Raw genomic sequence first — 25,000 nt, forward strand, 5'->3', positions numbered from 1 at the left:
AGGTGGGACCCTCGCACCGGCGGCCGGCGGTGGCCAAGCTGCGCGGCCTTACCGGCTGGCTGTTCGTCGCCCCGGCGCTCGCCTTCTACGCGGTGTTCGTCCTGCGCCCGATCGCCCTGACCGTTCAGTACTCGCTGTACGACTGGGACGGCATCGGCCCGTCCACCTGGGTGGGTCCGGCCAACTACGGCAAGGTCTTCACCGATCAGGACCTGTTCGACTCGCTGGTCAACGCCGTCAAGCTGATCGTGTTCTTCAGCGCGCTCCCGGTCGTGCTGGGCCTGGCGATCGCCGCGACCATCCGGCGGATCGCGGCCAGCCGGCTCGCCCTGATCGCGCGGACCGTGCTGTTCCTGCCGCAGGTCATCCCGCTGGTGGCGGCCGGCATCGCGTGGAGCTGGCTGCTGGCCTCCACCGGTGTGATCAACCAGTTGCTCTCGCTCGTCGGTCTCGGGGGAGTGACCCGGGCCTGGCTGGGCGACTTCGCCACCGCCCTGCCCGCCGTCGGCATGATCGGCGCGTGGGTGCTGCTCGGCCTGTGCACCCTCCTGCTCCTGGCCGGCATGAGCAAGATCGACCCGGCGCTGTACGAGGCCGCCCGGCTGGACGGCGCCGGAGCGTGGCGGGAGTTCGTCTCCATCACGGTGCCGAGCCTGCGGCAGGAGATCGCGGTCTGCGTTACCGTGACGGTGATCGCGGCCCTGGCGAGCTTCGACATCATCTACATCTCCACCCAGGGCGGTCCCGGCAACACGACCATGGTGCCCGGCCTGCAGATCTTCTACCTGGCCTTCTCCGAACGCGAGGTGGGCATGGCCTCGGCCCTGGCCGTGGTGCTTATGGTCCTCGTGATCGCCTGCGCCCTGCCCATCCAGTGGTTCGCGAAGGACGGCAACCGATGATCACCGCGTCGCGGGAGGCCTGGACCGGCAGGCTGCTGCTCGTCCTCATGATGGCGGTCACGCTGCTGCCGTTCCTCAGCCTGTTCGTCACCGCCCTGCACCCCTCGGGCACCTATCCGGCCGGGCTGGCCTGGCCGGACCACCCGCAGTGGGGCAACTTCCCGCGCGCCTTCGAGGCCGCCAAGATGGGCGAGCTGCTGAAGTCGAGCGCCCTCATCGTGCTCGGCGTGGTCCCGATCTCGATCCTGCTGGGCACGATGGCCGGCTTCGCCATCGGCCACCTGCGGGTGATCGGTGGCCGGGTGATCTTCCTGCTGTTCGTGCTCGGCCTGACGCTCCCCTTCGAGGGCATCATCACGCCGCTGTACTACCAGATCCGCGACATGGGGCTGCTCAACACGCGCTGGGCCATCATCCTGCCGCTCATCGGCCTGTTCATGCCGTTCAGCGTCTTCTGGATGCGCGCCCACTTCGTCAACATGCCCGGGGAGCTGTCCGAGAGCGCGCGGATGGACGGCGCCAACGTGTGGCAGCTGTTCCGGCGCATCCACGTCCCTCTGGCCATGCCGGCGATCTCGTCCCTGGGCATCCTGCTGTTCCTGTGGACCTGGAACCAGTTCCTCCTGGCCATCGTCCTGGTCGACGATCCCACCAAACGCACGATGTCCGGCGCCCTGGGCGCCTTCCAGGGACAGTGGGGCACCGACATCCCGCTGCTGTGCGCCGGATCGCTGCTGATCCTGACGCCCACACTCGTGATCTTCCTCATCTTCCAGCGTCACTTCGTCAAAGCCCTGCTCCAGGGCTCCTTGAAGGGCTGACCATGCTCTATCCGGCACGCTGGACCCACCGGCACCTCGACCTGCTCGCCGAGGCCGCCACGACCACGGCGCCTGTCATCGCCACCGCGGCACCGATTCTGCCCGACCACGATCTGTGGGACCTGTGGCCGATCCAGGACGAGGACGGCTCGACGAGCGTGATCGGCGGCCAGGAGCTGTGGATGGCCCTGTCGGCCCCCGCCACCGGTCACCCCGAGGAGCGCCATGACCAGGCCCGGATTCGCCTGCTCGCCCACCGCGACGACAAGTGGGAGGACCTGGGGAACGCCTTTGCCGACGGCGCCGCGCCCGGCAGCCGCGAATGGTCCGGGTCAGCGGTCCGGCGGCCTGATGGGACCGTGTCGGTGTACTACACGGCCGCCGGTCGGCGTGGCGAAGCGCGCCCGACGTACCGGCAGAGCGTCATCGAGGCCCGCGCCGCCCTGATCGCCGACGCCGGTCGGATCGCGTTGCGACCGGACGCCGAGCACCGGGAGGTCCTGCGCCCCGACGGCCGGATGTACCTGCCGACAGAGAAGGGCGACGGAGTCCCGGGCCTGTCGAAAGAGGAGGGCGATGGAGCCCTGGGCCTGTCGAAAGAGGAGGGCGATGGAGCGCCGGGCCGCATCAGGGCCTTCCGTGATCCCGGCTGGTTCCGCGACCCGGCCGATGGGCGCGATCATCTCCTCGTCGCCGCGTCCACCGCCGGGGAGGACGGCTTCACCGGCGCGATCGCCCTGGCCGAGCCACGAGCCGGCACCTGGTCCCTCCTGCCGCCGCTGCTCGTCGCCGAAGGCATCAACCACGAGCTGGAACGACCGCACGTCATCGTCCACGACTCCCGGTACTACCTCTTCTTCTCCACCCAGCGCCACACCTTCCACCCGGCCGGCCGCGCGCCCACCGGGCTGTATGGCTTCGCCGCACCCAGCCTGACCGGACCGTACGAGCCGCTCAACGGATCCGGACTCGTGATCCAGAACCCCGCCCGCCAACCCGACCAGGCATACGCCTGGCTGGTGCTGCCCGACCTCCAGGTGGTCAGCTTCGCCAACTACCGCTCCGCCCAGGGCGTGGACCTCCGATCCGCGGGAGCCGCGCAGGCACGGGCCGGCTTCGGCGGCACCATAGCCCCGATGCTCAAGCTCACCATCGACGCGATGACCACCTCGGTCATTCCGGGTGGATGAAGTCGCGGACGAGCTTCACGAACTCCGCCGGCCGCTCGGCCGTCACGTTGTGCCCGCTGTCCACTTCCGCGTACGAGGCACCCGGGATGGCGGCGGCCAGCTCGCGGGAGTACGCCACGAAGATCAGCGCGTCGCGGGCGCACCCGATCACCAATGTCGGCGCCTGGACCCGCGGCAGCAGGTCACGGACGTCCAGCCGCAAGGCGAGATCGATCTGCCGGAGCCTGCCCGCATGGGGCCGATAGCCGGTGGCGAGCTCCTCCACGGCCGCCGGGCTGATGGAACCCAGATGCTCACGGCTGTAGGCGATCAGCATCGTGTACCGCGCGAACGTGTCGGCGTCACCGGCGAGATCACGCCAGACGGTCAACGCGCTGCGGAGGTACGCATCGCCCCGCCCCGCCCAGCCCGTGACCAACACGACACTGCGTACCAAATCCGGCCGTACGGCGGCCAACGTGGCGACCACCGAAGCGCCCATGGAGTGCCCGACCACGTCGGCGGGCCCCTGCCCGAGATCGGAGATCACGGCGGCGACCTGCTCGACGAGCAGCTCGACCGTGAGCTCGCCCCCGTCGTCGCGCGCCGCGTCGCTTCCAGAAAGATCCGGCAGCACCACCGTGCTGGCGCCCGTGAACGCCCCTGCCACACCGTCCCAGGCCTTCGAGCCCGGACTGCCGCCATGCACCAGTACGAGCGGGCGGCCTTCGCCCATCACCCGGTACGGCACACGCGCGGCGCCCACTGTGAGCTCCCTCATGTCTGTCTCCCTTCTCATCGCTGCTCGACACCGGGGACGATGCCAGGAGCCCGCGGCGATGAGGAGGGGAGCCCATTCCCTAGGATCGGCCCTCCTAGCGTGCGCGGCACGCGCGGTGGGCCGGGCGGCGAGGATGGATGACATGAAGATGGACCGCGTCAAGCTGGCGGACTTCCTCCGCCGTTCCCGTGAGCGGCTCCGGCCGCAGGAGGTCGGTCTGGCCGCCGGACCGCGGCGCCGCACGCCCGGCCTGCGCCGCGAGGAGCTGGCCCAGCTGGCCGGGGTGTCGGCCGACTACGTGATGCGGCTCGAGCAGGCGCGCAGCTCCCAGCCGTCGGTCCAGCTACTGGCCGCACTCGCCCGGGCCTTGCGGTTGACCGAGGACGAAAGAGATCATCTTTACCTGCTGGCGGGCCACCGGCCGCCCGAAGGGGCGCGCGCCGGACGTCACGTCCGTCCCGGCCTGCTCTACCTTCTCGACCGGCTGGGCGACACGCCCGCCCAGCTCCTCACCGACCTCGGCGATCTGCTCGCGCAGAACGCCCTGGCCGAGGCGCTGTTCGGGTGCGTGTGCAGGATCGAGGAAGGGGACCGGAACATCGTGTGGCGCTGGTTCACCGACCCGTTCGTACGCGAGGCGTACCCCGCCGAGGAACACGACCACCACAGCCGCTTGCGCGTCGCCGACCTGCGTGCCGCCGCGACGCGTCGTGACTACGATCGGCCCGCGAGCGCCCTGATCGACCGGCTTGGGGCGGCGAGCGAGGAGTTCGCCGCCCTCTGGCAGCGGCACGAGGTCGCCGTGCGCCGCGACAGCCGGTTGCGCGTCATTCATCCCTCCGTCGGGCCCATCGAATTCGACTTCGAGATGCTGCAGACGCAGGCCGCGGACCAGCGCCTGCGCCTGTTCACGCCGCCGCCCGGATCCAAGAGCGTCGAGGCTCTCGAGCTCCTGCGGGTCATCGGCCCGGAGACCGCCCACCGCAGTCATCGATGATTTCTCGTGCGGTGTACGGCTATCGCCGCCCCGAGGGCGAGGGCGGCGTACGCGCAGGTCACGGCCAACCCTGCCCAGGGCGGGAGCGGGTAATAGCTGCCGAACAGTGACGGGCCCACGTCCACATGCGCGAACGTGGGGACGCTCTGCGTGATCGCGAACCCGGCGGCAGGGGTGATGATCAGCAGCCACGGCGCCAGGCCCGCGGTGGCCAGCAGGTAGGGCACGACGACCAGCGCGATGGCCAGCCCGATGGCGACGATGGCCCGCTTGACCAGCGCGGCGAGGCCCAGAGCCAGCACGGCGACGGCCGCGGTCAGCGCCGCGTAGCCGACGATCACCCGCAGCTCGGTACCCAGGGGGAGCGGCTGGATCGGGTTCTGATGGGCACGCAACAGCGCCAGACCGCCAGGGACCACGATCCCCGAGGTCACCAGCCCCGTCGCGAACGCGACTGCGCCGAGCACCGTGGCCTTGGCCGCCAGCGGCCGCGCCGGACGCGGCCCGACCAGTGACCCGACCAGTGGCTCGACCGGCTGTGCGAGCGGCTGTGCGAGCGGCGGGCCGGTCCTGCTCAGCCCGCGCCGGTGGTCCGCCGTGAAGAACGTGACCGCCACCCCGAGCACCAGGATCAGCCCGAAGACGCCGCCGATCAGCGTGAAGTCGGCGCGCATACCGCCCTCCACCGTGGCGGGCCCGATGTCACCGCCCCCGGTCACGATGAGCTTGTCACCGGACTCGACGGCCCCGCCCGGGTGATGCGGGGTCTTGCCGTCGGACTCCAGGGCGACGCCGACGTCGTCGCGGCGCCACGAACCGTTCGCGCCCTGCAGCTTGATCTGGTCGAAGGTGGCGGTGGCCTGGGCGAAGGCCTTCGCCATGTCCCACAAGGCGCCTGGCGAGGCGGCGAACAGCCCGATCTCGACCGTCTCCGGCAGCCCGGCCAGCTTGACCGTGCTGACCTCGGTCCACGCCTTGCCGTCGTCCGACTCGTAGCCGGTGATGGTGTCGCCCGACCTGGTCAGCCGCAGCCACTGCGGGCCGTTGTGCGGTCCGCCGGCCACGTCGTGGGTGAAGTTGTGCTGCATCCGCACGCCGTGATCTCCGGTGAGCATGACGGCGGCGTACAGTGTGCCCTGCTTGAGGCTCTGCCGTACGAGGAGCCCGGCCTTCGCCCACGGCACCACCCCCTGCTTGATGTTGCGCACCCCGGGCACGGCGTCGGGCAGCCGCATCTGCCCGGTCATGCCCGCCACGCGGGCGGTGATGCCGCCGTTCCCCTTGAGCGGCTGGTGCACGAAGTAGTACCTGTCCTGCACAGCCGTGCCATCGGGTCCCAGCAAGGGCGGCGGGCAGGGGCCTTCGCCCTTCCCGGTCACGCAGCTGCTGCGGACGCCCCCGCTGATCAGTAATCCGAGGGACACGGTGATCAGCACGGAGGCCGCCATGGCGAGCACCCAGCCTCGCCCGGTGCGGAACCTGGTCCACTCCGCGTGCAAGCCGGATCGGTACGGCGACGATGGATTCATGCCGACGGTTGTACGCGGTGCCTGGTTCCAGCCGGGTCGCAGCGGCTGCGACCTGGCTGCGACCGGGGATCTGGGATCGTTGAGGCATGGCACCTCAACCAGGCGGTGAGGGTCGGTGAGGGTCCTGGTCGTCGAGGACTTCGAGATCCTCGCCCGCTCCATCGGGACCGGGCTGCGCCGCGAGGGCATGGCCGTCGACGTAGTCCTGGACGGCACCGCCGCCCTCGACCGTCTGGCCACCACCCGCTACGACGTGGTGATCCTCGACCGCGATCTGCCCGGCGTCCACGGGGACGAGATCTGCCGGCGACTCGCCCACGGCCGCTGTGAGACTCGCGTGCTCATGCTCACCGCCTCCGGCACGATCGAGGACCGCGTCGACGGGCTCAGTCTCGGCGCCGACGACTATCTGCCCAAGCCGTTCGCGTTCGCCGAACTGGTCGCCCGCGTCCGTGCCCTGGCCCGCCGTGCCACCCCGCCGCTGCCGCCGACCCTGGCATGCGGGGACATCACCCTCGATCCGGCCCGCCGTGTCGCCTTCCGGGCCGGTCGGCGCCTTGAGCTGAGCCCCAGGGAGTTCGGCCTGCTGGAATGCCTGCTGGCCGTTCCCGGGCTGGTCATCTCCGCCGAGGAACTGCTGGAGCGCGTCTGGGACGAGGCCGCCGACCCCTTCAGCAGCGCCGTCAAGCACACCATGCACCGGTTGCGGGTCAAGCTCGGCGACCCGCCCGTGATCGAGACCATCCGCGAAGGCGGCTACCGCATCGGACCGTCATGACCTCCCAGACGCTCACCAGAAGGTCGCTGCAGACGCGGCTCGCACTGGCCTACGCGGCGGGCATCTACGCCGCCGGGATCGTTGTGCTCATCTTCGTCGACGTCCCGCTGGCCAGCATCCAGCAGACCACGCCCAAAGGCCCATCCGGCCCGATAGCCGAAACCGGAGCCGGGATCAGCCTGCCCCAGCTCCTCGCCGGATCCGCCGTCGCCCTGGTCATCCTGATCCCCGTCGCCCTGGCTCTCGGCTGGTACGTCGCCGGCCGGTTCCTGCGCCCGCTGCGCGCCATCACCACCACTGCCAAGATCATTTCCGCCGGAGACCTCCACCGGCGCCTCGACCTCGGCGAGCCCGCGGACGAGCTGACCGAACTCGGCCACACCCTCGACGACCTGTTCGCCCGCCTGCAAGCCTCCTTCGACGCCCAACGCCACTTCGTCGCCAACGCCTCCCACGAGCTGCGCACCCCGCTCGCCGGCCTGCGTACCCTCCTCGAAGTCGCCCTCGCCGACCCCGACGCCGACGCCGAGACCCTGCGTACGGTCTGCCAGGAGGCCCTCGCCCTGGGTGAACACCAGGAGCGGCTCGTCCAGGCGCTGCTCGCTCTGGCCACCAGTGAGCGCGGCGTCACCCGCTGGGACCCCCTCGACTTCACTCAGATCGTCGCGGGAGTGCTCGCCTCCCGCCGCGACCAAGCCGCGCAGACTGGGATCGACCTGGCCGAACACCTCACGCCCGCGGTGACGTCCGGGGACCCGAGACTGATCGAAAGCCTCGTCGCCAACCTCATCGACAACGCCATCCGCCACAACCACCCGGGCGGGCAGGTCAAGATCACCACCCAGACCATCGGAACCCAGGTGGCCCTCACGGTCACCAACAGCGGGCCGGTCATCCCCGGCGACCAGATCCAGCGGCTCTTCCAGCCCTTCCAGAAACTGGCGCCCGACCGTCACGGCCGCCGCGACGGCTACGGCCTCGGCCTGGCCATCGTCAACGCCGTCGCCCAAGCCCACCACGCCACCCTCACCGCCAGCGCACGCCCCGAAGGCGGCCTGTCCATCACCGTGCGCTTCGCCCACGGATCTCGTCCCCGCTGACCGGGCACGCCGCCCCGGCTCCGCGTTGCTAGCGGAGTACTCGTCGGCGCGATCAACATCTATCTGGCGGCGAGCGTCTTGAATTCTCTGTGGTTCCCTGAAGGAAGCAGGCAACTCGGACGGGCGTGGCCTGGCCACCAGCGCCTGCGCGACGACCTCACCAGTCGCCTCCACCACCGCCGCGTAAGCGGTGCGGGAGGCCGTCGCAGTGAGCCTACTCACCCACCGCCCCCACCAGGTCATGGGTGACCAGGCGGCATCGACGCGTGTACCGCACGGACCTGCAGCCCGTAACCTGCACCCCGCCCACCCCCGCCACCACGATATGTAACCGTAACGCTACCAAGAGTTGACCGCTTTGGGTAGAACACGTGAGCGATACACCTCCGCCGGATACCGATCCATCCCGCGGATCACGTTCCACCGGCACAGCACGGACTACGAGCCCAGAGCAGAATCCCAGGTTTTCATAGCGAATATGAAGAACGGTTCATACCCTGCTGCCGACCGCGGTGGCCGGCCTCGGCGGCGCGAGCTTCTATGCCTGGAACATGACGATCTACCTCGTCGCCATGGTGATCGCGACGATGCTCACCGGCCGCCTCCTGTCCCGGTGCTGCTCGCCGCCGGCCTCCTCCTGCAGGGGCTGCTACAGCGTGCGGACACGCCGAGCTGGCTGGTGCTCGTCTGGGCTCCGGTGCTGTTCGTCGCAGGTGCGGGCATCGGTCTGGCCTATCCGCATCTGTCGGTGGCCGCGATGTCCAGCACCCGTGATCCGGAGGAAAGCGGCCGGGCGGCGGCGATCGCCACCGTGACGATCCTGTCGATCGCGTTCGGTACGGCGGTGGGCGGCGTCCTGGTCAACCTGGGCGGCGCCTCGATGCTCGACTCGGCACGGTACGCGCTGTTCGGCATCGCGATCATCTGCGCGATCGGCGCCCTCACCGCCTATGCCGCCAATCGTACGAGCCTGACGGAACCGGCCGATCAGGCCCCGCTCCACCAAGGATCGTGACCGGTTGCCCGGGTCAGGGCGGCATGATCGGCCGCGCTGCCCTCACCCTTGCGGGGCGCTCGGCTGATCGGCGGCCGGCCTCGGTTTGCTGATCCGGCCTTCGACGTCGACCACGACCACCTCGACTCCCTCTCTCGCGAACGGGGTCAGCGCGTCTTCCGAGGCCGTGTCGTCGGTCACCAGCGTCCAGGGCCGGGGGAGCCGTACCCAGGCATGGAACGGACCTCGCCCCAGCTTGGCCGCGTGCGCCAGTACGTAGGTCTTACGGGAGTTGCGGGCCATGAGCTCCTTGAGCCGGGTCTGCTGGAGGTCGGCCTCGCAGATCCCCCGGTCGGCGGTGACTCCGTCGGCCCCGAGAAAGACGCGGTCGAACGACATCCGTTCTAGAGACGCCTCGGTGATGGGGCCCACGAACCCCTGGCTGAGATGGCGCAGCCGGCCGCCGAGGCACTCCACATGGAGGCTCTCGACGTCGCCGAGCTCCTTGAGCACGGTCAAGCTCGTGGTGGCGATGAAGAGCTGGGTGCTGGAGCGCAGCTCGTGAGCCAGCGCCGCGACGGTCGAGCCGGCGTCGAGCAGTACGGACTCGCCGGCTCCGATCTGCTGAGCCGCCCATCGGGCGATGCCGTGTTTGGCCTCGAAGGCGTCGCCGACGCGCTGGCGTACCGAATCCTCAGGGTGGGCGACGACGGCCATCGCGCCGCCGAACGTCCGGGTCAGCAGCCCTTGCGTGGTCAGCCGGGCGAGGTCACGGCGGATGGTGGAGGGCGTCACGGCGAACGTCGAGGACAGTTCTTCGACACTGGCCAGACCACTGGTCGTGGCCAGGCGCACGATCTCGGCGCGCCGACGGTCAGAGTTCCTGGACAACGCTCCTCCTTCTCGGCTGGTCGTTCAACGGTCCCGGGTCAGCTCGCCGGACTGGGAGACATCTGGGCGGCTTGCCGCAGCGCCTCGATCATGCTACCGACCTCAGCGATGCCCTTCCCCGCGATGTCGAAGGCGGTTCCGTGATCCACGGACGTGCGGATCACGGGCAGGCCCACGGTGATGTTCACCCCGGCCTCGATACCCAGGATCTTCACCGGGCCGTGCCCTTGGTCGTGGTACATCGCCACGATGAGGTCGTAGTCACCGCGTCCCGCGACGAAGAAGGCCGTGTCGGCGGGCAGCGGCCCCTGCACGTCGATGCCGTCGGCCTTGAGGACTTCGATAGCGGGGACGATCTTCTCGGCCTCTTCGCCGTAGCCGAACAGGCCGTTCTCGCCGGCGTGCGGGTTGATGCCGCACACTCCGATGCGCGGGTTCTCGATCCCGGCCCGCCGTAGCGCCTCGTGGCCTCGGCGCACTGTCCGCTCCACCAGGCCGGGCTCGATCTTCGCGATGGCGTCGATCAGTCCGATGTGCGTGGTGACGTGGATGACCCGGATCTTCGGCGAGGACAACATCATGGACACCTCGCCGGTCGCGGTCAGGTGCGCGAGGAGTTCGGTGTGGCCGGGGAAGATGTAGCCGCCCGCGTGCAGGGCCTCCTTGTTCAGCGGCGCCGTGCAGATCGCCTGCACGTCCCCGGCCATCGCCAGCTCGCTGGCGACGCGGACATAGTGGTACGCGGCCGCCCCCGCCACGGGAGAGATCTTCCCCCAGGGCAGGTCTTCCGGCAGGAGTCCCAGGTCGATGACATTGAGGCGTCCCGGCTCGAACACGGCGTCGGCCACCGTGTCGATCGCGACGATCTCGGTGTCGATCCCGAGGATGCCGGCCGCCTGGCGCAGCCGTACGGCGTCGCCGATGACGACGGGACGGCAGAGTGCGGCGGTGCCGGCGTCCTGGAGGGCGCCGACGATGACTTCCGGGCCCACACCGGCGCCGTCACCCATGGTGACGGCGATGATCGGAGTGGCCGCTGTGCGAGGCTGTCGGCTGACGCCGGCAGTGCTGATGCTCACGACGGGACCTTTCGCTGGGTTTTCGGAGAGAGTGGGGTCAAGGGATTCGAGGGAGTGCGGGGCCAGGGCCCTGACGATCTCGACGAGCGAGTCGGCTTCCCCGAAGCTGCCCGGGCGGGTGACCACGGAACGGCCGTCGGCCGTCCGGGAGTGGACGGCTCCCGGGTGTACCTGCCCGAGCGGGGTCAGTTCCCGCACCTGGAGGGCGTCGAGGACGCGCCGGGCGGTCTCGCCGCCGGTCAGCACGAGGTCCACTGGCCTCTCGTACGCGCGTACCGCGTCCGCGACGGCATCGGCCAGCCGGCGCGCGAGGTCACGGGAGGCCGCGGGGAGGACGACGCCGGCGGAGTCGAGGTAGGCCACGACCGTCCGATCGCCGAGGGGAATGCGGGGGAGGGGTTCGCGGCCGTCGGGTGTGCCGAGGAGCGCCGTCAGAGGCAGGGCCACGGGCACGGCTCCGGCCTCGGCCAGCCGGCGCACCTGTTCGGCCGCGACCGGCTCGGCGCTGCCCACCACGACAAGCGGCGCGGGGGAGCCCGCACCGCCGCCCGTCACGACGAGCGGTCCCGGGGAGCCCACGCCGCCGCGCCGCGAATCAGGCCGCGACACAGGCCACGAATCAGGCCGCGAAACAGGCTGTGGAACAGGCGAATGCTCCCCGGCGGCCGGGCCGAGACCGCGCAGATGACGCCCGAGCGCGTCGGCGAGCCCGCCGGATCCGACCAGCCGCACCGACGGCACGGCCAGCGAGGCGCGCAGCACGGCGTCCAGATCCTGATCCGTCTCCGCGTCGCACAGCGCGATGTGCGCATCCCGCGCGCAGGAGGCGATCGCGTCGGCAAGGCGATCCGATCGCACGGTCGCGAGGTCCAGCACGCGGGCCGGGAGCGGCGCCAGAGCCGCCTCGACCGACGCCGGAGCAGGGACGCCGTCCACCGCCCAGGCGTTCACCTGGTGGAGGGCGACACCGGCCACGTACAGCACGCCGTCGCGTACCACCCGGTCCAGGCCGGGCAGGGCAGGGGTGAGGACGACAGCGGCCCCGGGCGCCGCGAGCGCGGCGACCTCCGCCGCGACGTTGCCGCGCAGCAGAGAGTCGATCTTCTTGAAGATCAGCCGCCCGGCGGAGGCCGCGGCGAGCGTGGAACGCACCGCCGCGCCGGCTTCGGCGGGCGGCCGGTGCCGGGAGTCGGTATCGACGACCAGGATGTCGGCGAGATCGCGCTCGCCGCGCACGGCGTCATGAGTGAGAAGAACCCTCGTGCGTGTTCCGCGCATCATGACGCGTGCTGCGGACTCGGCCGCCCCCGACAGGTCGTCGGCCACGATGAGGACACCGTGTGCGGCCGTGCTGGGCTTGGGCGTCAAGGAACCCCCGGTGCGATTGATCTTTGCAGGTCAGACGGACTCTCGCGGCTGTCGCGAACCCTCGTGCGCGATCCGCTCCGGAGCGGGGCGGGCACGCCGACGTATCCTTCGTCTTGACTGGATGATGTCACAGCTTGCACAAAATGCGCTAGGCCTCTTGCGCGAGATGCGCAGTCGTGTAATGGTGCAGCAACGTCGTTGTGACGTGGGAAACATCCGGTCCTGGCAGACGGCCGCTGCTGAGCGGCGTACCACTGCGGACGGTTCAGAAAGCGAGAAGCCCAGTGACTCATCCCGGAAGCGGCCCCCAGTTCTCCCGTCGCAGTCTTCTCCGTCTCGGCGCTCTCACGGGTGCGGCCATGACCCTGAGTCCCCTCGCCGCCTGCGCGGGACCGGGAAGCGCGCCCGGCGTGGGCTCCACCAGCGGGGCCGGTGCCGGCTCCGGCATCACCCTGGCGCTCAACCGCTCGCTCGTGTCGCTGGACAACAAGCTCAACCAGTTCGACGCCGCCGTCACCGTCCAGCGCGGCGTCCGTCAGGCGCTGACCTTCATCGACCCGAAGCTCACCGTGCAGCACGTCCTGGCCGAGCGGTTCGAGCTGACGGCTCCCACCGAGTGGACGGTCAAGCTGCGCGACGGCGTCCGCTACTCCGACGGCAGCCCGGTCACGGTCGAAGACGTCTCAACCGCCCTGCAGATGTACCAGAAGGTCCCCGGATCATTCCTGGCCGGCCTCTTCCCCGAATGGCCGACGGTCACCCCCGTCGACGCCGCCACCTTCAAGCTCGTCACCAAGCATCCGGTGCCGACGCTCGACTACCTGATGGCGAACATCCTCATCACCCCCGCCGCCGCCAACAAACCGGAGGAACTCCAGGGCGGCGTGGGCTCGGGCCCGTACGTCGTCACCGCCGCGAACCGGGGCACCGGCGAGTACACGCTGCAGGTCAACGACAAGTACTGGGGCCCCGCGCCGGCGATCAAGACCGTACAGGTCAGGTTCCTGCCGGAGGAGGCCAACCGCGTCGTCGCGCTGCGCAGCGGCGAGGTCGACGTGATCGACGCGATCTCTCCCGATGCGATCAGCCAGCTGTCCGGTCTGGGCGACGTGGAGGTGCAGCAGGTGCCGAGCACGCGGATCACTCAGCTCTTCTACAACTTCCGCAAGCCCGCCGGGCACCCGCTCGCCGACCCGCGCGTACGTGAGGCGCTGAGCTACGCCATCAACGGCCCTTCCCTGATCAAGGACGTCTTCGCCGATTCGGTCTCCCCCGCTCGAGGCGTGGTGGCCGACACCCTGACCGGCGCGGTCCAGACGGGCGAATACGTCTACGACCCGCAGAAGGCCAAGCAGATGCTCGACGCCGCCGGGGTGAAGGATCTCAAGATCAAGATCATCTGGGAGACCGGAGAGTTCGCCAACGACACGAGCGTCATGGAGGCGGTGGTGGAGATGCTCAAGGCCGTCGGCGTGCAGGCCGAACTCCAGCAGTTCCAGCCGGGCGGCGACATCTCCAAGTGGCGGCAGGGACGGGGCGGCGACTGGGACGTCCTCGGCAACGGCTACCCCGGCCCGACCGGGCTGGCGCTGACGCCCCTGCAGGGCATGTTCGCCGGCACGAAGGAAAAGGAGGCGACCCGCGACACCTACCAGGGCTACGTGTTCCCTAAGATCGCCGCCCTGCTGGAGAAGGCCTCGCAGGAAACCGACAAGGCGGCCCGGGAGAGCATCCTCGCCACCGCCCAGAAGGAGATCTGGAACACCTGGCCCTGCATGTGGGCCTTCGTCCCCAAGACCGTCATCGCCCGCCGCAAGCGCGTGGAGAACGTGCTGCTCAGTCCCACCAACTCCTACGAACTCGCATCCGTGCGACTGAATGGATGAATCGTGGTCCGCTATGTTGCGCAGCGAGTCGGGCAGAGCATCCTGGCGATTTTCCTGACCGTCTCCACGGTGTTCGTGCTCGTACGGCTGGCACCAGGGGATCCGGCGGCCGCCTACGCCAGCCCGCTGGCCACCACGGCTGAGCTCGACCGCATCCGCGCCCAGTTCGGCCTGGACAAACCGCTCATACAGCAGTACGGAATCTTCGTCCAGGACCTGTTCCACGGCAACCTGGGCACGTCCTTCTCCTTCCAGGCCCCCGCTCTGGATGTCGTCCTCAGCCGGATGCCGTACACCATCATGCTCGCCGTGTCCGCCATCCTGTTCGCCGCGGTCGTGGCCATCCCGGCCGGCGTCTGGATGGCCAGGCACGCCGACACCGCCCGCGAGCTCGGGGCCAACGTCGCCATGATCGCCGGGCAGTCCATGCCGGAGTTCTGGAGCGGCATCATGCTGCTGACCATCTTCGCGGTGCTCGTCCCCGTGCTCCCGGCATCCGGTTTCACCAGCTGGGCCGGCCTCGTCCTGCCCACCGTGACCGTCGGCATCCTGCAGATCGCGCTGATCTCCCGCTTGGTACGCAGGGAGATGGGAGCCGGCTTCGCGGCCCCCTATCTGACGATCGCCCGCGCCCGCGGCATCTCCGAACGCGGCCTGACCTGGCGCTACGCCTTGGGCAACTCGGCCGTCCCGCTGGTGACCGCGCTCGGCACCCGCTTCGCCGCCATGCTCAACGGCGTGGTGGTGGTCGAGGTCGTCTTCGCCTGGCCAGGTGTCGGATCGCTCGTCGTACGCGCGCTGGAGACCAGGGACTACCCGCTGATCCAGGCGACCGTCCTGGTCACAGCCATCCTGACCGTGCTCGTCCAGCTCCTCATCGATCTCACCTACCCGCTGCTCGACCCGCGGGTGCGACTCGGGAAGGCGGTGGCCTCATGACCGCCACGACAGTCGGCCCCGCCGACGGCTCCGGCAGCGGGGACACCGCGGCGCCCGCCGCGCGGCCCAGCGCGGTGACCGCCAAGGATCTCGCTCGATCGGGGGCGGTCCGCCGCCGCAAGAGCGCGCGGCTGAAGATATGGATCGGCTCGGTGGGCGTGGCCCTTGTCGTCCTGCCCGTCGCCTTGGCCGGCGTCCTGCCGATTCCCGGGCCGGACGAGCAGAGCCTCAGCCTGCGCCGCCTGCCGCCCCTGACCGGCGGGCACCTGTTCGGAACCGACCAGCTCGGCCGGGACCTGCTCTCCCGGGTCCTGCACGGCGGCCAGGTCTCGCTGACCGTCGGCGTGCTGGCCATCGTCGTGTCCGGAATCATCGGCCTCATCGCCGGCGCGGCGGCCGGATTCTTCGGCGGCTGGGTCGACACCGTGGTCTCCCGCCTGCTGGAAGCGCAGCTGTCGTTGCCTCTGCTGTTGATGCTGCTGCTCGTCGTCGCGCTCTTCGGTCCGTCCATTCCGGTCATCACCTTCGTGATCGCCTTCGCGCAGTGGCCGGAGGTGGCCCGCCTGACGCGTTCCCTGGTGCTCGTCGAGCGCGAGAAACCGTACGTGGCCGCGGCCCGGGTGCTCGGCCTGCACCGCATCACCACCCTGCTCCGGCACGTGCTGCCCAACGTGGTCAAGCAGGCCTCGCTCGTGATCCTGCTGCTGCTGGCCCAGGCCGTGCTGCTGGAGAGCGCGCTGAGCTACCTGGGCGCCGGTCCGCAGCGTCCGTTCGCCACGTGGGGCCGCATCATCGCCGACGGCCAGGACTACATCACGACGTCGTGGTGGCTGGTCACGCTGCCCGGACTGGTCATCGTGCTGCTCGTCGTCGGTGTCAACCTGCTCGGGGACGGCCTGCGGGACCGTGCTCGCCGGCGCAAGGGCCCGCAGACGGAAGGGAAGGTGAGCCGAGCATGACAGCCGAGTTCGACGCGGCCGATCGTCCCCTGCTGGAGGTCGAGGACCTGCAGATCGAGCTGATGACCGAGGCCGGCATCGTGCGCGCCGTCGACGGCGTCAGCTTCGTCATCCGCCAGGGCGAAACCGTGACGATCATCGGTGAGTCGGGATCCGGCAAGTCCACCACGGCCATGGGCATCCTGCGGCTGCTCCCCCCGGAGCTGGCGGTCCTGTCCGGCACGGCCCGCTTCCAGGGCGTCGACGTCATCGCCGACCCGCGCGCGGTGCGCGAGGTGCGCGGGCGTACCGTCTCGCTCATCCCGCAGGATCCGATGACGGCGCTCAGCCCCGTCCACACCATCGGGCAGCAACTGCGCGAGGCCGTACGGCTGCGGCACCGCGGCCTGTCCAGGGCGGAAACCGTCGCGCGGTCCGTCGACCTGCTGGCCCGGATGCACATCCCGGACCCCGCGTCCCAGCTGGGCAAGTATCCGCATCAGTTGTCGGGCGGCATGCTGCAGCGCGTGCTCATCGCGATCGCGCTCGCCGGATCGCCCGTCCTGCTCGTCGCCGATGAACCCACCTCCGCCCTCGACGTCACCGTCCAGGCGGGCATCCTCGGCCTGCTGCTCGAAGTACAGGAGAACATCGGCATCGGCATCCTCATGATCACTCACGACATCGGCGTGGCCCGGCTCGTCTCGGACCGCATCCATGTCATGAAGGACGGCCGATTCGTCGAGTCCGGTGAGGCCGAGCAGATCGTCAACGCGCCCCGCGACCCGTACACCAGGAAGTTGCTGGCGGCGGTCCCACGGCTCGGCCCGTGGGACGAGGACGGCGAGTCTCCGGACGCGCCCGTAGCGCTGGGAGAACCCCGATGACCGATGACGCGTTGCTCGAGGTCGACGGCCTGGTCGTGGACTATCCCGTCGCCCGCGGCGTGTTCCGCGCGGTCGACGACGTCAGCTTCACCGTCCGGCGGGGCGGCACCTTGGCCATCGTGGGGGAGTCGGGCTGCGGCAAGTCCACGATCGCCCGGTCGATCGTCCGGCTGGTCAAACCCACCGCGGGGCGCATCGTGGTGGGTGGCACCGATATCGCCCGGATGAGCGAGAAACAGCTGCGTCCCCTGCGTACCCGGGTACAGATGATCTTCCAGGACCCGTACGGATCGCTCGACCCGCACCTGTCGGCGCAGGAGATCGTCGCCGAACCGCTGCGCGTGCGCGGAATGCGCGACAAACGCGCGCGGGCCAAGGAGGCGGCCACCCTCATCGACCAGGTCGGCCTGCCGGCCACGGCCCTGGAGCGCCGCCCGCCGGAGTTCTCCGGTGGCCAGCGCCAGCGCATCGGCATCGCCAGAGCCCTCGCCTCCAAGCCCGACCTGCTGGTCTGCGACGAGGCGACGAGCGCGCTGGACGTGTCCGTGCAGGCGCAGGTCCTCGCCCTGCTCATGAAGATCCAGGCCGAGACCGGCCTCACCTATGTCGTGATCTCCCACAACCTCGGCGTGGTCAGGGAGATCAGCGAGGAGATCATCGTCATGAGCAAAGGACGCCTGGTCGAGTCCGGCCCGACCCGGAAGGTGCTGGCCGCACCGGCCGACCCCTACACCCGCGCCCTGCGCAGGGCCGCGCTGGATCCGACCGCGATCCAGGGGCGCAAGCCGCGCGACCTGGTGCGGGCCCCGTCCACTACGCAGCTCCCGGCGACACCCGTTCAGCGAGGAACCGATCAATGACATCACACGTCCGGCTGTCCCCATTGGTCTTGGGGACCATGACGTTCGGTGACACGGCCGACGCGAAAGAGGCCGAGCGCATGCTGGACGTGGCGCTCGAGTCCGGCATCACCGGTGTGGACACCGCGAACGCCTACGCGGGCGGCGCGACCGAATCCATTCTCGGACCGCTGCTCGCCACCCGGCGCGACCGGGTCGTCCTCGCCACCAAGGCCGGCATGCCCCATCCGGACGCGGGCGAGCACGCGCCGTTGTCCGCCAAGGGGTTGCGCGCCAGTCTCGAAGGCAGCCTGCGCCGCCTGAACGTCGACCACGTCGACCTGTTCTACCTGCATCAGCCCGACCGCCGCACTCCGCTGGCCGAGACGCTCGGCGTCATCGCCGAGTTCGTCGCCGAGGGCAAGATCAGCGCGCTCGGCGTCTCCAACTACGCGGCCTGGCAGATCGCGGAGATCAACCACACCGCCGACGCCGTCGGGGCGCCGCGGCCTGTCGTCGCGCAGCAGCTGTACAACCTCCTGGCCCGCAGGGTGGAGGAGGAGTACCTGGAGTTCGCGCGGAGCAGCGGCCTGACGACCATGGTCTACAACCCGCTCGGCGGGGGCCTGCTCACCGGGCGTCACACCTTCGAGCAGGACCCCGCCGCCGGCCGCTTCGGCGACTCCAAGCTGGCGCCCATGTACCGGCAGCGTTACTGGAACGGGGCGCTGTTCGAGGCCGTCACCACCCTCGGCGAGATCGCCGCGCAGTCGGGCCTGTCCCTCATTGAGTTGTCCCTGCGATGGCTGCTGCATCGCGACGGCGTGGGGGCCGTCCTGCTCGGCGGTTCCAAGGTCGAGCACCTGCGCGCGAACATCGCGACCGCCGCGGCCGGACCGCTTCCCGAGGACGTCGTGGCAGCCTGTGACCGCGTGGGCGCGGGGCTGCGCGGCCCCATGCCCGCCTACAACCGATGAGAGCCGACCCTTCTGAGAGCCGATCCCTTTGAGAGATGACCCCTTTGAGAGATGACCACCGAGGAGAAGACCAGCAGTGAGCATCACCGACTTCACCGCCAGGATCCGGGCCAGGCAACCCGCACTGGGCTACTGGTCCGTCCTCGATTCGCCGGTGTCCACTGAGCGCATCGCGCGCCTCGGCTACGACTACGTGTGCCTGGACGCCCAGCACGGACTGCTGGGCTACTCGGGCCTGCTGAACAGCCTGACGGCCATCGACGCGGGCGGCGTGTCCGCGGGCCTGGTCAGGGTCGAGGCGAACGATGCCGCCCGCATCGGCCGAGCCCTCGACGCGGGCGCCGCGGGCGTCATCGTGCCGCTCATCGACACCGCCGACGACGCCGCGGCGGCCGTCTCCGCGACCCGCTATCCGCCGAAGGGGCGCCGCTCGTACGGTCCGATGCGCTCGGCGCTCCGCATCGGACCGCGCCCCGCCGACAGCGACGCCACCGTGCTGGTCCTCGCCATGATCGAGACGGCACAGGGCCTGGCGAACATCGAGGCGATCTGCGCCACCCCCGGCCTGGACGGGGTCTACGTCGGCCCGTCCGACCTGGCCCTGGCCCTGGGCGCCGCCTTCCCCGGTGATCCCGCGATCGCTGCCCGGTTCGAGGACGCGCTGGTCACGGTGCGCGAAGCCGCCAAGGCCGCCGGTATCGCCGCCGGGATACACACACCCGACGGCGGGAGCGCCGCCAAGCGCCTGGCCGAGGGATACACCTTCGCGTCCATCGCCTCAGACCTCGTCCACCTCGAGCAGGTGGCGAAATCCCATTTGACCGACGCCCGAGCCGAGTCTTCCCGAGGAGAATCGTGAGCGAGCCCCTGCCCGCCGCCGCCGACCTGCCCATGGACGGCGTGATCCGCGTACACGACGCCGATCCCGACCGCCACGAGGCGTACCTGATCGCGCCCGCCGTGCAGAACCACGCGGCCAACCTCATGGCGCTGGGCAACGGCGATCTCGGCTGCGTGTGGTTCAGCGGCACGCAGGAAGGCGTCGCCGACATCTCCATCTGGTTCTCCCGGCTGGAGAAGGGGGCGGAGGCCTGGTCCACGCCGACGCGGCTGTCCGACGATCTGACGCGTTCCGAGCAGAACCCCGTCCTGTTCCCCACTCCCGCCGACGAGCTGTGGCTGCTGTACACCGCCCAGCACGCCGGCAACCAGGACACCGCCGAAGTCCGCTGCCGCATCTCGCGGGACGACGGTCACAGCTGGGGACCCGTTCGCACCCTTTTCCCCGCCACGAGCCGCGGCGGCGTCTTCGTCCGGCAGCCCGTGCTCGTGCTGCCGTCCGGCCGATGGCTGCTGCCCGTCTTCAACTGCGTCACCACACCGGGCAAGCGCTGGGTCGGCGACCGTGACACCAGCTCTCTCATGATCTCCGACGATGAGGGGCGAACCTGGCGCGAACAGCTCGTCCCTGAGAGCACCGGCTGCGTCCACATGAACCTCCACCTGCTGGCCGACGGCACGCTGCTCGCGCTGTTCCGTAGCCGCTGGGCGGATGCGATCTACGCGAGCCGGTCGGCGGACGAGGGCACGACCTGGAGCGTCCCCGCCGCCACCGAACTGCCGAACAACAACTCCTCCATCCAGTACGTCACACTGAGTGACGACCGGCTGGCACTGGTGTACAACGCCAGCAGCGCGGCCGACGCCGTCGAGCGCAGGGTGTCCCTGTACGACGAGATCGACGATGACGGGCTCGCCGCCACTCCGGCGAGTCCGACCGGCGAAGAGCCCGCAGCCGTCGGAGGCGATGAGCGGACCGCGTTCTGGGGCGCTCCGCGCGCGCCCATGACCCTCGCGCTGTCCGCGGACGGAGGACACACGTGGCCGATCCGCCGCGACCTGGAGGTGGGCGACGGCTACTGCCTGACCAACAACTCCCGTGACGGACTCAACCGGGAGTTCTCCTACCCCTCCATCCAGGAAACCGCCGACGGTGACCTGCACATCGCCTTCACCTACCACCGCCGCGTCATCAAGTACGTCCGGGTACGACCCGAATGGGCCGCCCGCACCGAAGGGCTGTGAGGTGTCGTCGCACGCGGACGAGCAACAGCACGCGGTGGTGACCGGCGCCAGCTCCGGCATCGGCCAGGCCATCGCCGCGCGCCTGCTCTCCGAGGGCTGGAGAGTCACCGGGATGAGCCGCACCCGCCCTCCGGAATGCGGGCAGGACACGCCGGCCTACTCGTGGATCGAGGCCGACCTGACCGACCTCGACCAGCTGGCCGACACATCGGCCTCGGTGGGCGCCGTCGACGCCGTCGTCCACGCGGCCGGCCTGCAGCGCTCCGCGCCGCTCGGCGGTCTCTCGGCACAGGACGGCGCCCTCATGTGGCGGGTCCACGTCGAGGCGGCGACCGTTCTGGTGAACGCCCTCGCCGGTGCGATCCGCCCCGGTGGCCGCGTCGTGCTGATCGGCAGCCGCACGATGGCGGGCGCGGCGGGCAAGAGCCAGTACGCGGCGACCAAGGCCGCGCTCGCGGGTTTGTCCCGTTCCTGGGCCATGGAACTGGCTCCGCGTGGCATCACCGTCAACGTGGTCGCCCCCGGGCCTACCGACACCCCGATGCTGCGCGACCCCGGACGCGCCGCCACACCGCCACGGGTTCCGCCCCTGGGCCGGTTCATCCGGCCCGAGGAGGTGGCGGGGCTGACGGCTTTCCTCCTCGGCCCGGAAGGAGGCGCGGTCACCGGCCAGCACCTCGTGATGTGTGGCGGCGCGTCACTGTGAACCTTCCTGGAGCGTGACCCTCAAAGGTGGTGGATGCGGCGGCCCGTGATCTGGTGCGGGACGATGCGGATGTACAAGGGCCGTTCGCCGCCCGCCCATGGCGTGACGTCGGAATCGGTGACCTCCGGCAGTTCGTCGGGGGAGATGTGGTGGGCGGGGCCCTGGATGAGGACGCTCCATCCCTCGCGCTGGGCGTCGTCGATCCGGTCCACCTCGAACCCGACCTTGATCTCCACGCCTTCCGTGCCGGTGCGCAGGTCCTGGTCCATGGGGCCGCCCGGCGCGGTGCGGAAGACGATGAAGCCGTGGTGCAGCTTGTAGTTGACGGGCAGCACGGTCGGGCCGTGGGAGCCGTTGAAGGCCACCCGGCCGATGCCGCCGGGCTCGATCAGCTTGAGGCATTCTTCGGGGTCCAGGCTCTCCAGCGTGGGAGCCGTCTTGGCGCGGCCGCGGCCGGGCGGCCGATCGACGCCGCCGCCGAGGAGGTCGTCGACGGTGGTCTCCAACGCTCCGGCCAGGCGGTACATGGTTTCGGTGGTGGGTGTGCCGGGGCGTTCCTCCAGGTACTGGAGGTAGCCGGGTGACATCTCGGCGCGTTCGGCGACCTGGTCGAGGGTCAGACCGAGTCGCACGCGGTGATAGTTGATGCGACGTCCGAGGTCGCCGGTGCTTGTCATGATGGTTTCTCCTTGCCGCCTGGTGAAAGGCTCGCTGGGAAAGGTCAGTCTCGCCACGCCGTTGACGCGGGCCTGCCGGTGATCGGCGTCGATGAGGAGCCGATGTCCGCGGAAGCGGATCGGCAGCGACAGGACGCCGAGCCGGTCGGGCAGGAGCGGGTTGAGGTACAGGCCGTCGCGCCGCGTTTCCAGGCCCAGGTAGCAGCGCTGCAGCAGGTCGAGGGTGCCGGCCATGGCGCCGAGGTGGATGCCCTCGGCGGTGGTACCGCCTTGGATGTCGTTAATGTCGCCGAACAGCGCTTCGGCGAAGAACTGCCAGGAGCGGGCCCGGTCGGAGCGGGAGAGCACCCAGGCGTGTACGACGGCGCTGAGGGTGGAGCCGTGGCTGGTGCGGTCGAGGTAGTAGCCGATCATGCGCGGGATCAGGTCCGGCGTGGCCGGGTAGCCGAGCCGGTTCAGGATCTCCATCAGTTCGTCGGAGGTGAGCAGGTAGCACAGCATCAGCGTGTCGGCCTGCTTGGCCGCCTTGTAGCGGTTGACGTCGTCGCCGTCGGCTTCGAGCGCGCGGTCGAGGCGGCGCACGCCGCGGTAGCGGGCCCAGTCCAGCTCCAGCAGGTCGGGGTAGCCGGTGAACTGGCTGATCACGCCGTCATGGAAGTCGACCCGCATGCGGCGGGTGATGTCGTGCCAGCGGGCCCGTTCCTGGGCGGAGGCCGTGGGGTCGGGCAGCAGGTCCAGGGTGTCGCGGGCGCGTGACAGGAGCCACACGGTCATGATGTTGGTGTAGGCGTTGTTGGCCAGGCCGGGCGCGGAGACGCCTGGGTAGCGCTCGTGGTACTCGTCGGGTCCCATGACGCCGCGGATCTCGTACCGTCCCGACGCGGGGTCGAGCACGGTCAGTGAGGCGAAGAACCTGGCGATCTCGATCAGCAGCTCCGCGCACCACTGCGGCATGAAGCCGGTCGCCAGGTAGTACTGCCACACGTTGTAGGCGATGGCCAGCCCGATGTGCCGCTGCAGATGGGAGCCGTCGGGCAGCCAGCGTCCCGAGGCGGGGTTGAGGTGCAGCGTCTGGGTCTCCTCGCGTCCGTCGCTGCCGCTCTGCCAGGGGAACATGGCCCCGTCATATCCGGCGTCCCGGGCCGCCGCCCGAGCCTCGGGCAGGCGCCGCCACCGGTAGCGCAGCAGGCCGAGCGAGATCTCAGGGAAGCGCAGGTTCAGCCAGGGCAGCACGAACAGCTCGTCCCAGAACACGTGCCCGCGATAAGCCTCGCCGTGCAATCCCCGGGCGGGCACGCCCACGTCCAGGTCCGCGGTGTGCGGGGAGAGCGTCTGCAGCAGGTGGAAGACGTGCAGGTGAACGATCTGCGCGAGCTCCGGGCCGGCCACCTCCAGCCGGGCGTCCCGCCACAAGCGCTCCCAGGCCGCTACATGCCGGGCGAGCAGCTCGTCGAACCGCGGAGCCTGCCGTACGGCACGGATCGCCGCGGAGCGGGCGTCGTGGACGGCGCAGTCGCGCGAGGTCACCAGGGCCACGGTCTTGGTCAGCGTGGCGGATTCGCCCGGCGCGAGATCGAGCACGTGGTGGGTGCCGATCCGGTCGGCTTCGCGGATCACCTCGCGGACGGGGGAGACGGTGTCGGTACGGGCGGCGAGCGCCACGGTGATCTGGGAGGAGCGGGTGGTGGCGGTCAGCCAGGTGAGGCCGTTCTGGTCGCCGGTGTCATGGCCGGTGAGGTGGTCGCCGCGCAGTTCGCGGTAGCGGGCCACGCCGCTGTTGGTGACTCTGCCGTCCAGGGTGGCGCGGACGCGGAGCGGGCCCGCCCAGTTCTCGGCCGTGAAGGTGGTCTCCAGGGCGGCCAGACGCGGGTCGGCCATGGAGACCAGGCGGCGTTGCCGTACCGCGGTGACGCGGCCCGACTCGTCGCGCCAGCGCAGCGCCCGGTGCAGGATCCCCTGGCGCATGTCGAGCTCCTGGCGGTAGTCCAGCAGGTCGGCCCGCTCAGGACGGAACCACGCCGAACCTGGGGCGGCGAAGGTGAGTGGCAGCCAGTCGGGCAGGTTGACCAGATCCTCGTTGGTCACCGTCCGCCCCGCGACGGTGGAGTCCAGGCGGTCGTAGCAACCCGCGACGTAGGTGCCCGGTGTCCGCAGCTCGCCGTCAGGGGTCGCGCCGCGCGTGGCGAAACGGCCGTTGCCCAGCGTGCACAGCGCCTCGCGCAGCCTCTCGGAGGCGGGGTCGAAACCCTCATAGGACAGGACCCATAGGTTCATGACCGGCTCGCGAGGACGCGGCCGGTGACGGCCGGGCTGCTCATGACCTCGCGCACGAGCATCGGTCCTGCGCTTCACGGTTCAGCCCTTCTCGTCGGCCGGTGTCCTACCTTCAGCACAGCCGCGCGGTGGCGCGCCTGGTAGGGCCGTAAGTCCCGGTGGCGATGGTCGTTGGTCAGTGCGGGCGCTCCTGGGGCCGATGCCTCTAACGGGGCGGGACCTTCGGCCCTGCCCGGCTGTCTTCCGGTGTGATGCGCTGTTGTCATCACTGATCGGAGGGTTGTCATAGTCGCTGGTACGGCACAGCATGGGGAGCAGGCCATCCAGGCGGCGTTGCAGGCCGCTCGCTGGGCCCCTTCCGTGCACAACACGCAGCCCTGGTC

The 25,000-nt window shown here is 70.2% G+C and carries 21 protein-coding genes; 16 read left to right on the forward strand and 5 right to left on the reverse strand.

All coding sequences use genetic code 11. From position 1 onward, the window contains the following. Positions 1–2: 2 nt before the first annotated feature. From AB0B61_RS44395 to AB0B61_RS44405, 3 genes are read left to right on the forward strand one after another with little or no spacing between them, the layout of a single operon-like run. Positions 3–902 carry a sugar ABC transporter permease gene (locus tag AB0B61_RS44395; RefSeq protein ID WP_358445904.1) on the forward strand — a complete coding sequence of 300 codons (900 nt, stop codon included), beginning with the start codon at positions 3–5 and terminating at the stop codon, positions 900–902. Then, the gene (locus AB0B61_RS44400; RefSeq protein WP_358445907.1) at positions 899–1,723 is read left to right on the forward strand and encodes a carbohydrate ABC transporter permease; all 825 of its coding nucleotides are present in this window, start codon (positions 899–901) and stop codon (positions 1,721–1,723) included. Before AB0B61_RS44395 ends, AB0B61_RS44400 begins: the two co-directional genes overlap by 4 nt. Positions 1,724–1,725: 2 nt before the next feature. Then, positions 1,726–2,913, forward strand: a complete 1,188-nt coding sequence (locus AB0B61_RS44405) for a glycoside hydrolase family 68 protein (RefSeq protein WP_358445910.1) — start codon at positions 1,726–1,728, stop codon at positions 2,911–2,913. Here the strand turns inward: AB0B61_RS44405 and AB0B61_RS44410 are convergent. Continuing rightward, the gene (locus tag AB0B61_RS44410) at positions 2,897–3,673 is read right to left on the reverse strand and encodes an alpha/beta hydrolase (RefSeq protein WP_358445913.1); all 777 of its coding nucleotides are present in this window, start codon (positions 3,671–3,673) and stop codon (positions 2,897–2,899) included. The genes AB0B61_RS44405 and AB0B61_RS44410 overlap by 17 nt on opposite strands. A 142-nt stretch (positions 3,674–3,815) precedes the next feature. Here AB0B61_RS44410 and AB0B61_RS44415 point away from each other — a divergent pair, with 142 nt between their 5' ends. Then, positions 3,816–4,670 (forward strand): helix-turn-helix transcriptional regulator, encoded by an 855-nt coding sequence (locus tag AB0B61_RS44415; RefSeq protein ID WP_358445916.1) that lies wholly within the window; start codon positions 3,816–3,818, stop codon positions 4,668–4,670. Here AB0B61_RS44415 and AB0B61_RS44420 read toward each other — a convergent pair. Next, positions 4,661–6,199, reverse strand: a complete 1,539-nt coding sequence (locus AB0B61_RS44420) for a hypothetical protein (RefSeq protein ID WP_358445918.1) — start codon at positions 6,197–6,199, stop codon at positions 4,661–4,663. The two genes, AB0B61_RS44415 and AB0B61_RS44420, sit on opposite strands and share 10 nt — an antisense overlap. Positions 6,200–6,314: 115 nt before the next feature. Here AB0B61_RS44420 and AB0B61_RS44425 point away from each other — a divergent pair, with 115 nt between their 5' ends. The 3 genes from AB0B61_RS44425 (at position 6,315) to AB0B61_RS44435 (ending at position 9,092) form a co-directional block, all read left to right on the forward strand. Further along, positions 6,315–6,977, forward strand: coding sequence for a response regulator transcription factor (locus tag AB0B61_RS44425; protein WP_358445920.1), 663 nt, complete (start codon positions 6,315–6,317; stop codon positions 6,975–6,977). Further along, a complete protein-coding gene (locus AB0B61_RS44430; RefSeq protein WP_358445923.1) occupies positions 6,974–8,077 on the forward strand; it encodes a HAMP domain-containing sensor histidine kinase in 1,104 nt (367 codons plus the stop codon). Before AB0B61_RS44425 ends, AB0B61_RS44430 begins: the two co-directional genes overlap by 4 nt. A 613-nt stretch (positions 8,078–8,690) precedes the next feature. After that, positions 8,691–9,092: a hypothetical protein gene (locus tag AB0B61_RS44435; protein ID WP_358445925.1), complete on the forward strand. Its 402-nt coding sequence runs from the start codon at positions 8,691–8,693 to the stop codon at positions 9,090–9,092. Positions 9,093–9,134: 42 nt separating this feature from the next. Here AB0B61_RS44435 and AB0B61_RS44440 read toward each other — a convergent pair whose 3' ends face one another. Then, on the reverse strand, positions 9,135–9,962 hold the full coding sequence (locus tag AB0B61_RS44440) for a DeoR/GlpR family DNA-binding transcription regulator (protein ID WP_358445928.1): 828 nt from the start codon (positions 9,960–9,962) through the stop codon (positions 9,135–9,137). Positions 9,963–10,000: 38 nt separating this feature from the next. Beyond that, positions 10,001–12,409 (reverse strand): 4-hydroxythreonine-4-phosphate dehydrogenase PdxA, encoded by a 2,409-nt coding sequence (gene pdxA / locus AB0B61_RS44445; protein WP_358445931.1) that lies wholly within the window; start codon positions 12,407–12,409, stop codon positions 10,001–10,003. A 359-nt stretch (positions 12,410–12,768) separates the two neighbouring features. Here pdxA and AB0B61_RS44450 point away from each other — a divergent pair, with 359 nt between their 5' ends. The 9 genes from AB0B61_RS44450 to AB0B61_RS44490 all read left to right on the forward strand — a co-directional run bounded on the left by AB0B61_RS44450 (position 12,769) and on the right by AB0B61_RS44490 (position 21,666). After that, positions 12,769–14,295, forward strand: a complete 1,527-nt coding sequence (locus tag AB0B61_RS44450; protein WP_358445933.1) for an ABC transporter substrate-binding protein — start codon at positions 12,769–12,771, stop codon at positions 14,293–14,295. A 3-nt stretch (positions 14,296–14,298) separates the two neighbouring features. Next, a complete protein-coding gene (locus tag AB0B61_RS44455) occupies positions 14,299–15,234 on the forward strand; it encodes an ABC transporter permease (RefSeq protein ID WP_358445935.1) in 936 nt (311 codons plus the stop codon). Next, positions 15,231–16,193, forward strand: coding sequence for an ABC transporter permease (locus tag AB0B61_RS44460; RefSeq protein ID WP_358445939.1), 963 nt, complete (start codon positions 15,231–15,233; stop codon positions 16,191–16,193). The genes AB0B61_RS44455 and AB0B61_RS44460 overlap by 4 nt, the downstream gene beginning before the upstream one ends. Then, positions 16,190–17,059 carry an ABC transporter ATP-binding protein gene (locus AB0B61_RS44465; RefSeq protein ID WP_358445942.1) on the forward strand — a complete coding sequence of 290 codons (870 nt, stop codon included), beginning with the start codon at positions 16,190–16,192 and terminating at the stop codon, positions 17,057–17,059. The genes AB0B61_RS44460 and AB0B61_RS44465 overlap by 4 nt, the downstream gene beginning before the upstream one ends. Beyond that, the gene (locus AB0B61_RS44470) at positions 17,056–17,919 is read left to right on the forward strand and encodes an ABC transporter ATP-binding protein (protein WP_358445945.1); all 864 of its coding nucleotides are present in this window, start codon (positions 17,056–17,058) and stop codon (positions 17,917–17,919) included. Before AB0B61_RS44465 ends, AB0B61_RS44470 begins: the two co-directional genes overlap by 4 nt. Further along, entirely contained in the window at positions 17,916–18,875 is a 960-nt protein-coding gene (locus tag AB0B61_RS44475; RefSeq protein WP_358445947.1) for an aldo/keto reductase, read from the forward strand. The genes AB0B61_RS44470 and AB0B61_RS44475 overlap by 4 nt, the downstream gene beginning before the upstream one ends. Positions 18,876–18,951: 76 nt before the next feature. Beyond that, positions 18,952–19,734: an aldolase/citrate lyase family protein gene (locus tag AB0B61_RS44480; RefSeq protein WP_358445950.1), complete on the forward strand. Its 783-nt coding sequence runs from the start codon at positions 18,952–18,954 to the stop codon at positions 19,732–19,734. Beyond that, on the forward strand, positions 19,731–20,960 hold the full coding sequence (locus AB0B61_RS44485; protein ID WP_358445953.1) for an exo-alpha-sialidase: 1,230 nt from the start codon (positions 19,731–19,733) through the stop codon (positions 20,958–20,960). The genes AB0B61_RS44480 and AB0B61_RS44485 overlap by 4 nt, the downstream gene beginning before the upstream one ends. A gap of 1 nt (position 20,961) precedes the next feature. Continuing rightward, the gene (locus AB0B61_RS44490; RefSeq protein WP_358445956.1) at positions 20,962–21,666 is read left to right on the forward strand and encodes an SDR family oxidoreductase; all 705 of its coding nucleotides are present in this window, start codon (positions 20,962–20,964) and stop codon (positions 21,664–21,666) included. Between the two features lie 20 nt (positions 21,667–21,686). Here the strand turns inward: AB0B61_RS44490 and AB0B61_RS44495 are convergent, their stop codons facing one another. After that, complete coding sequence (locus tag AB0B61_RS44495) at positions 21,687–24,617, reverse strand: pyridoxamine 5'-phosphate oxidase family protein (protein WP_358445958.1); 2,931 nt, start codon at positions 24,615–24,617, stop codon at positions 21,687–21,689. Positions 24,618–25,000: the final 383 nt, after the last annotated feature.

The sequence above is a fragment of the Nonomuraea sp. NPDC049158 genome (assembly GCF_040648335.1).
Lineage (GTDB): Bacteria > Actinomycetota > Actinomycetes > Streptosporangiales > Streptosporangiaceae > Nonomuraea.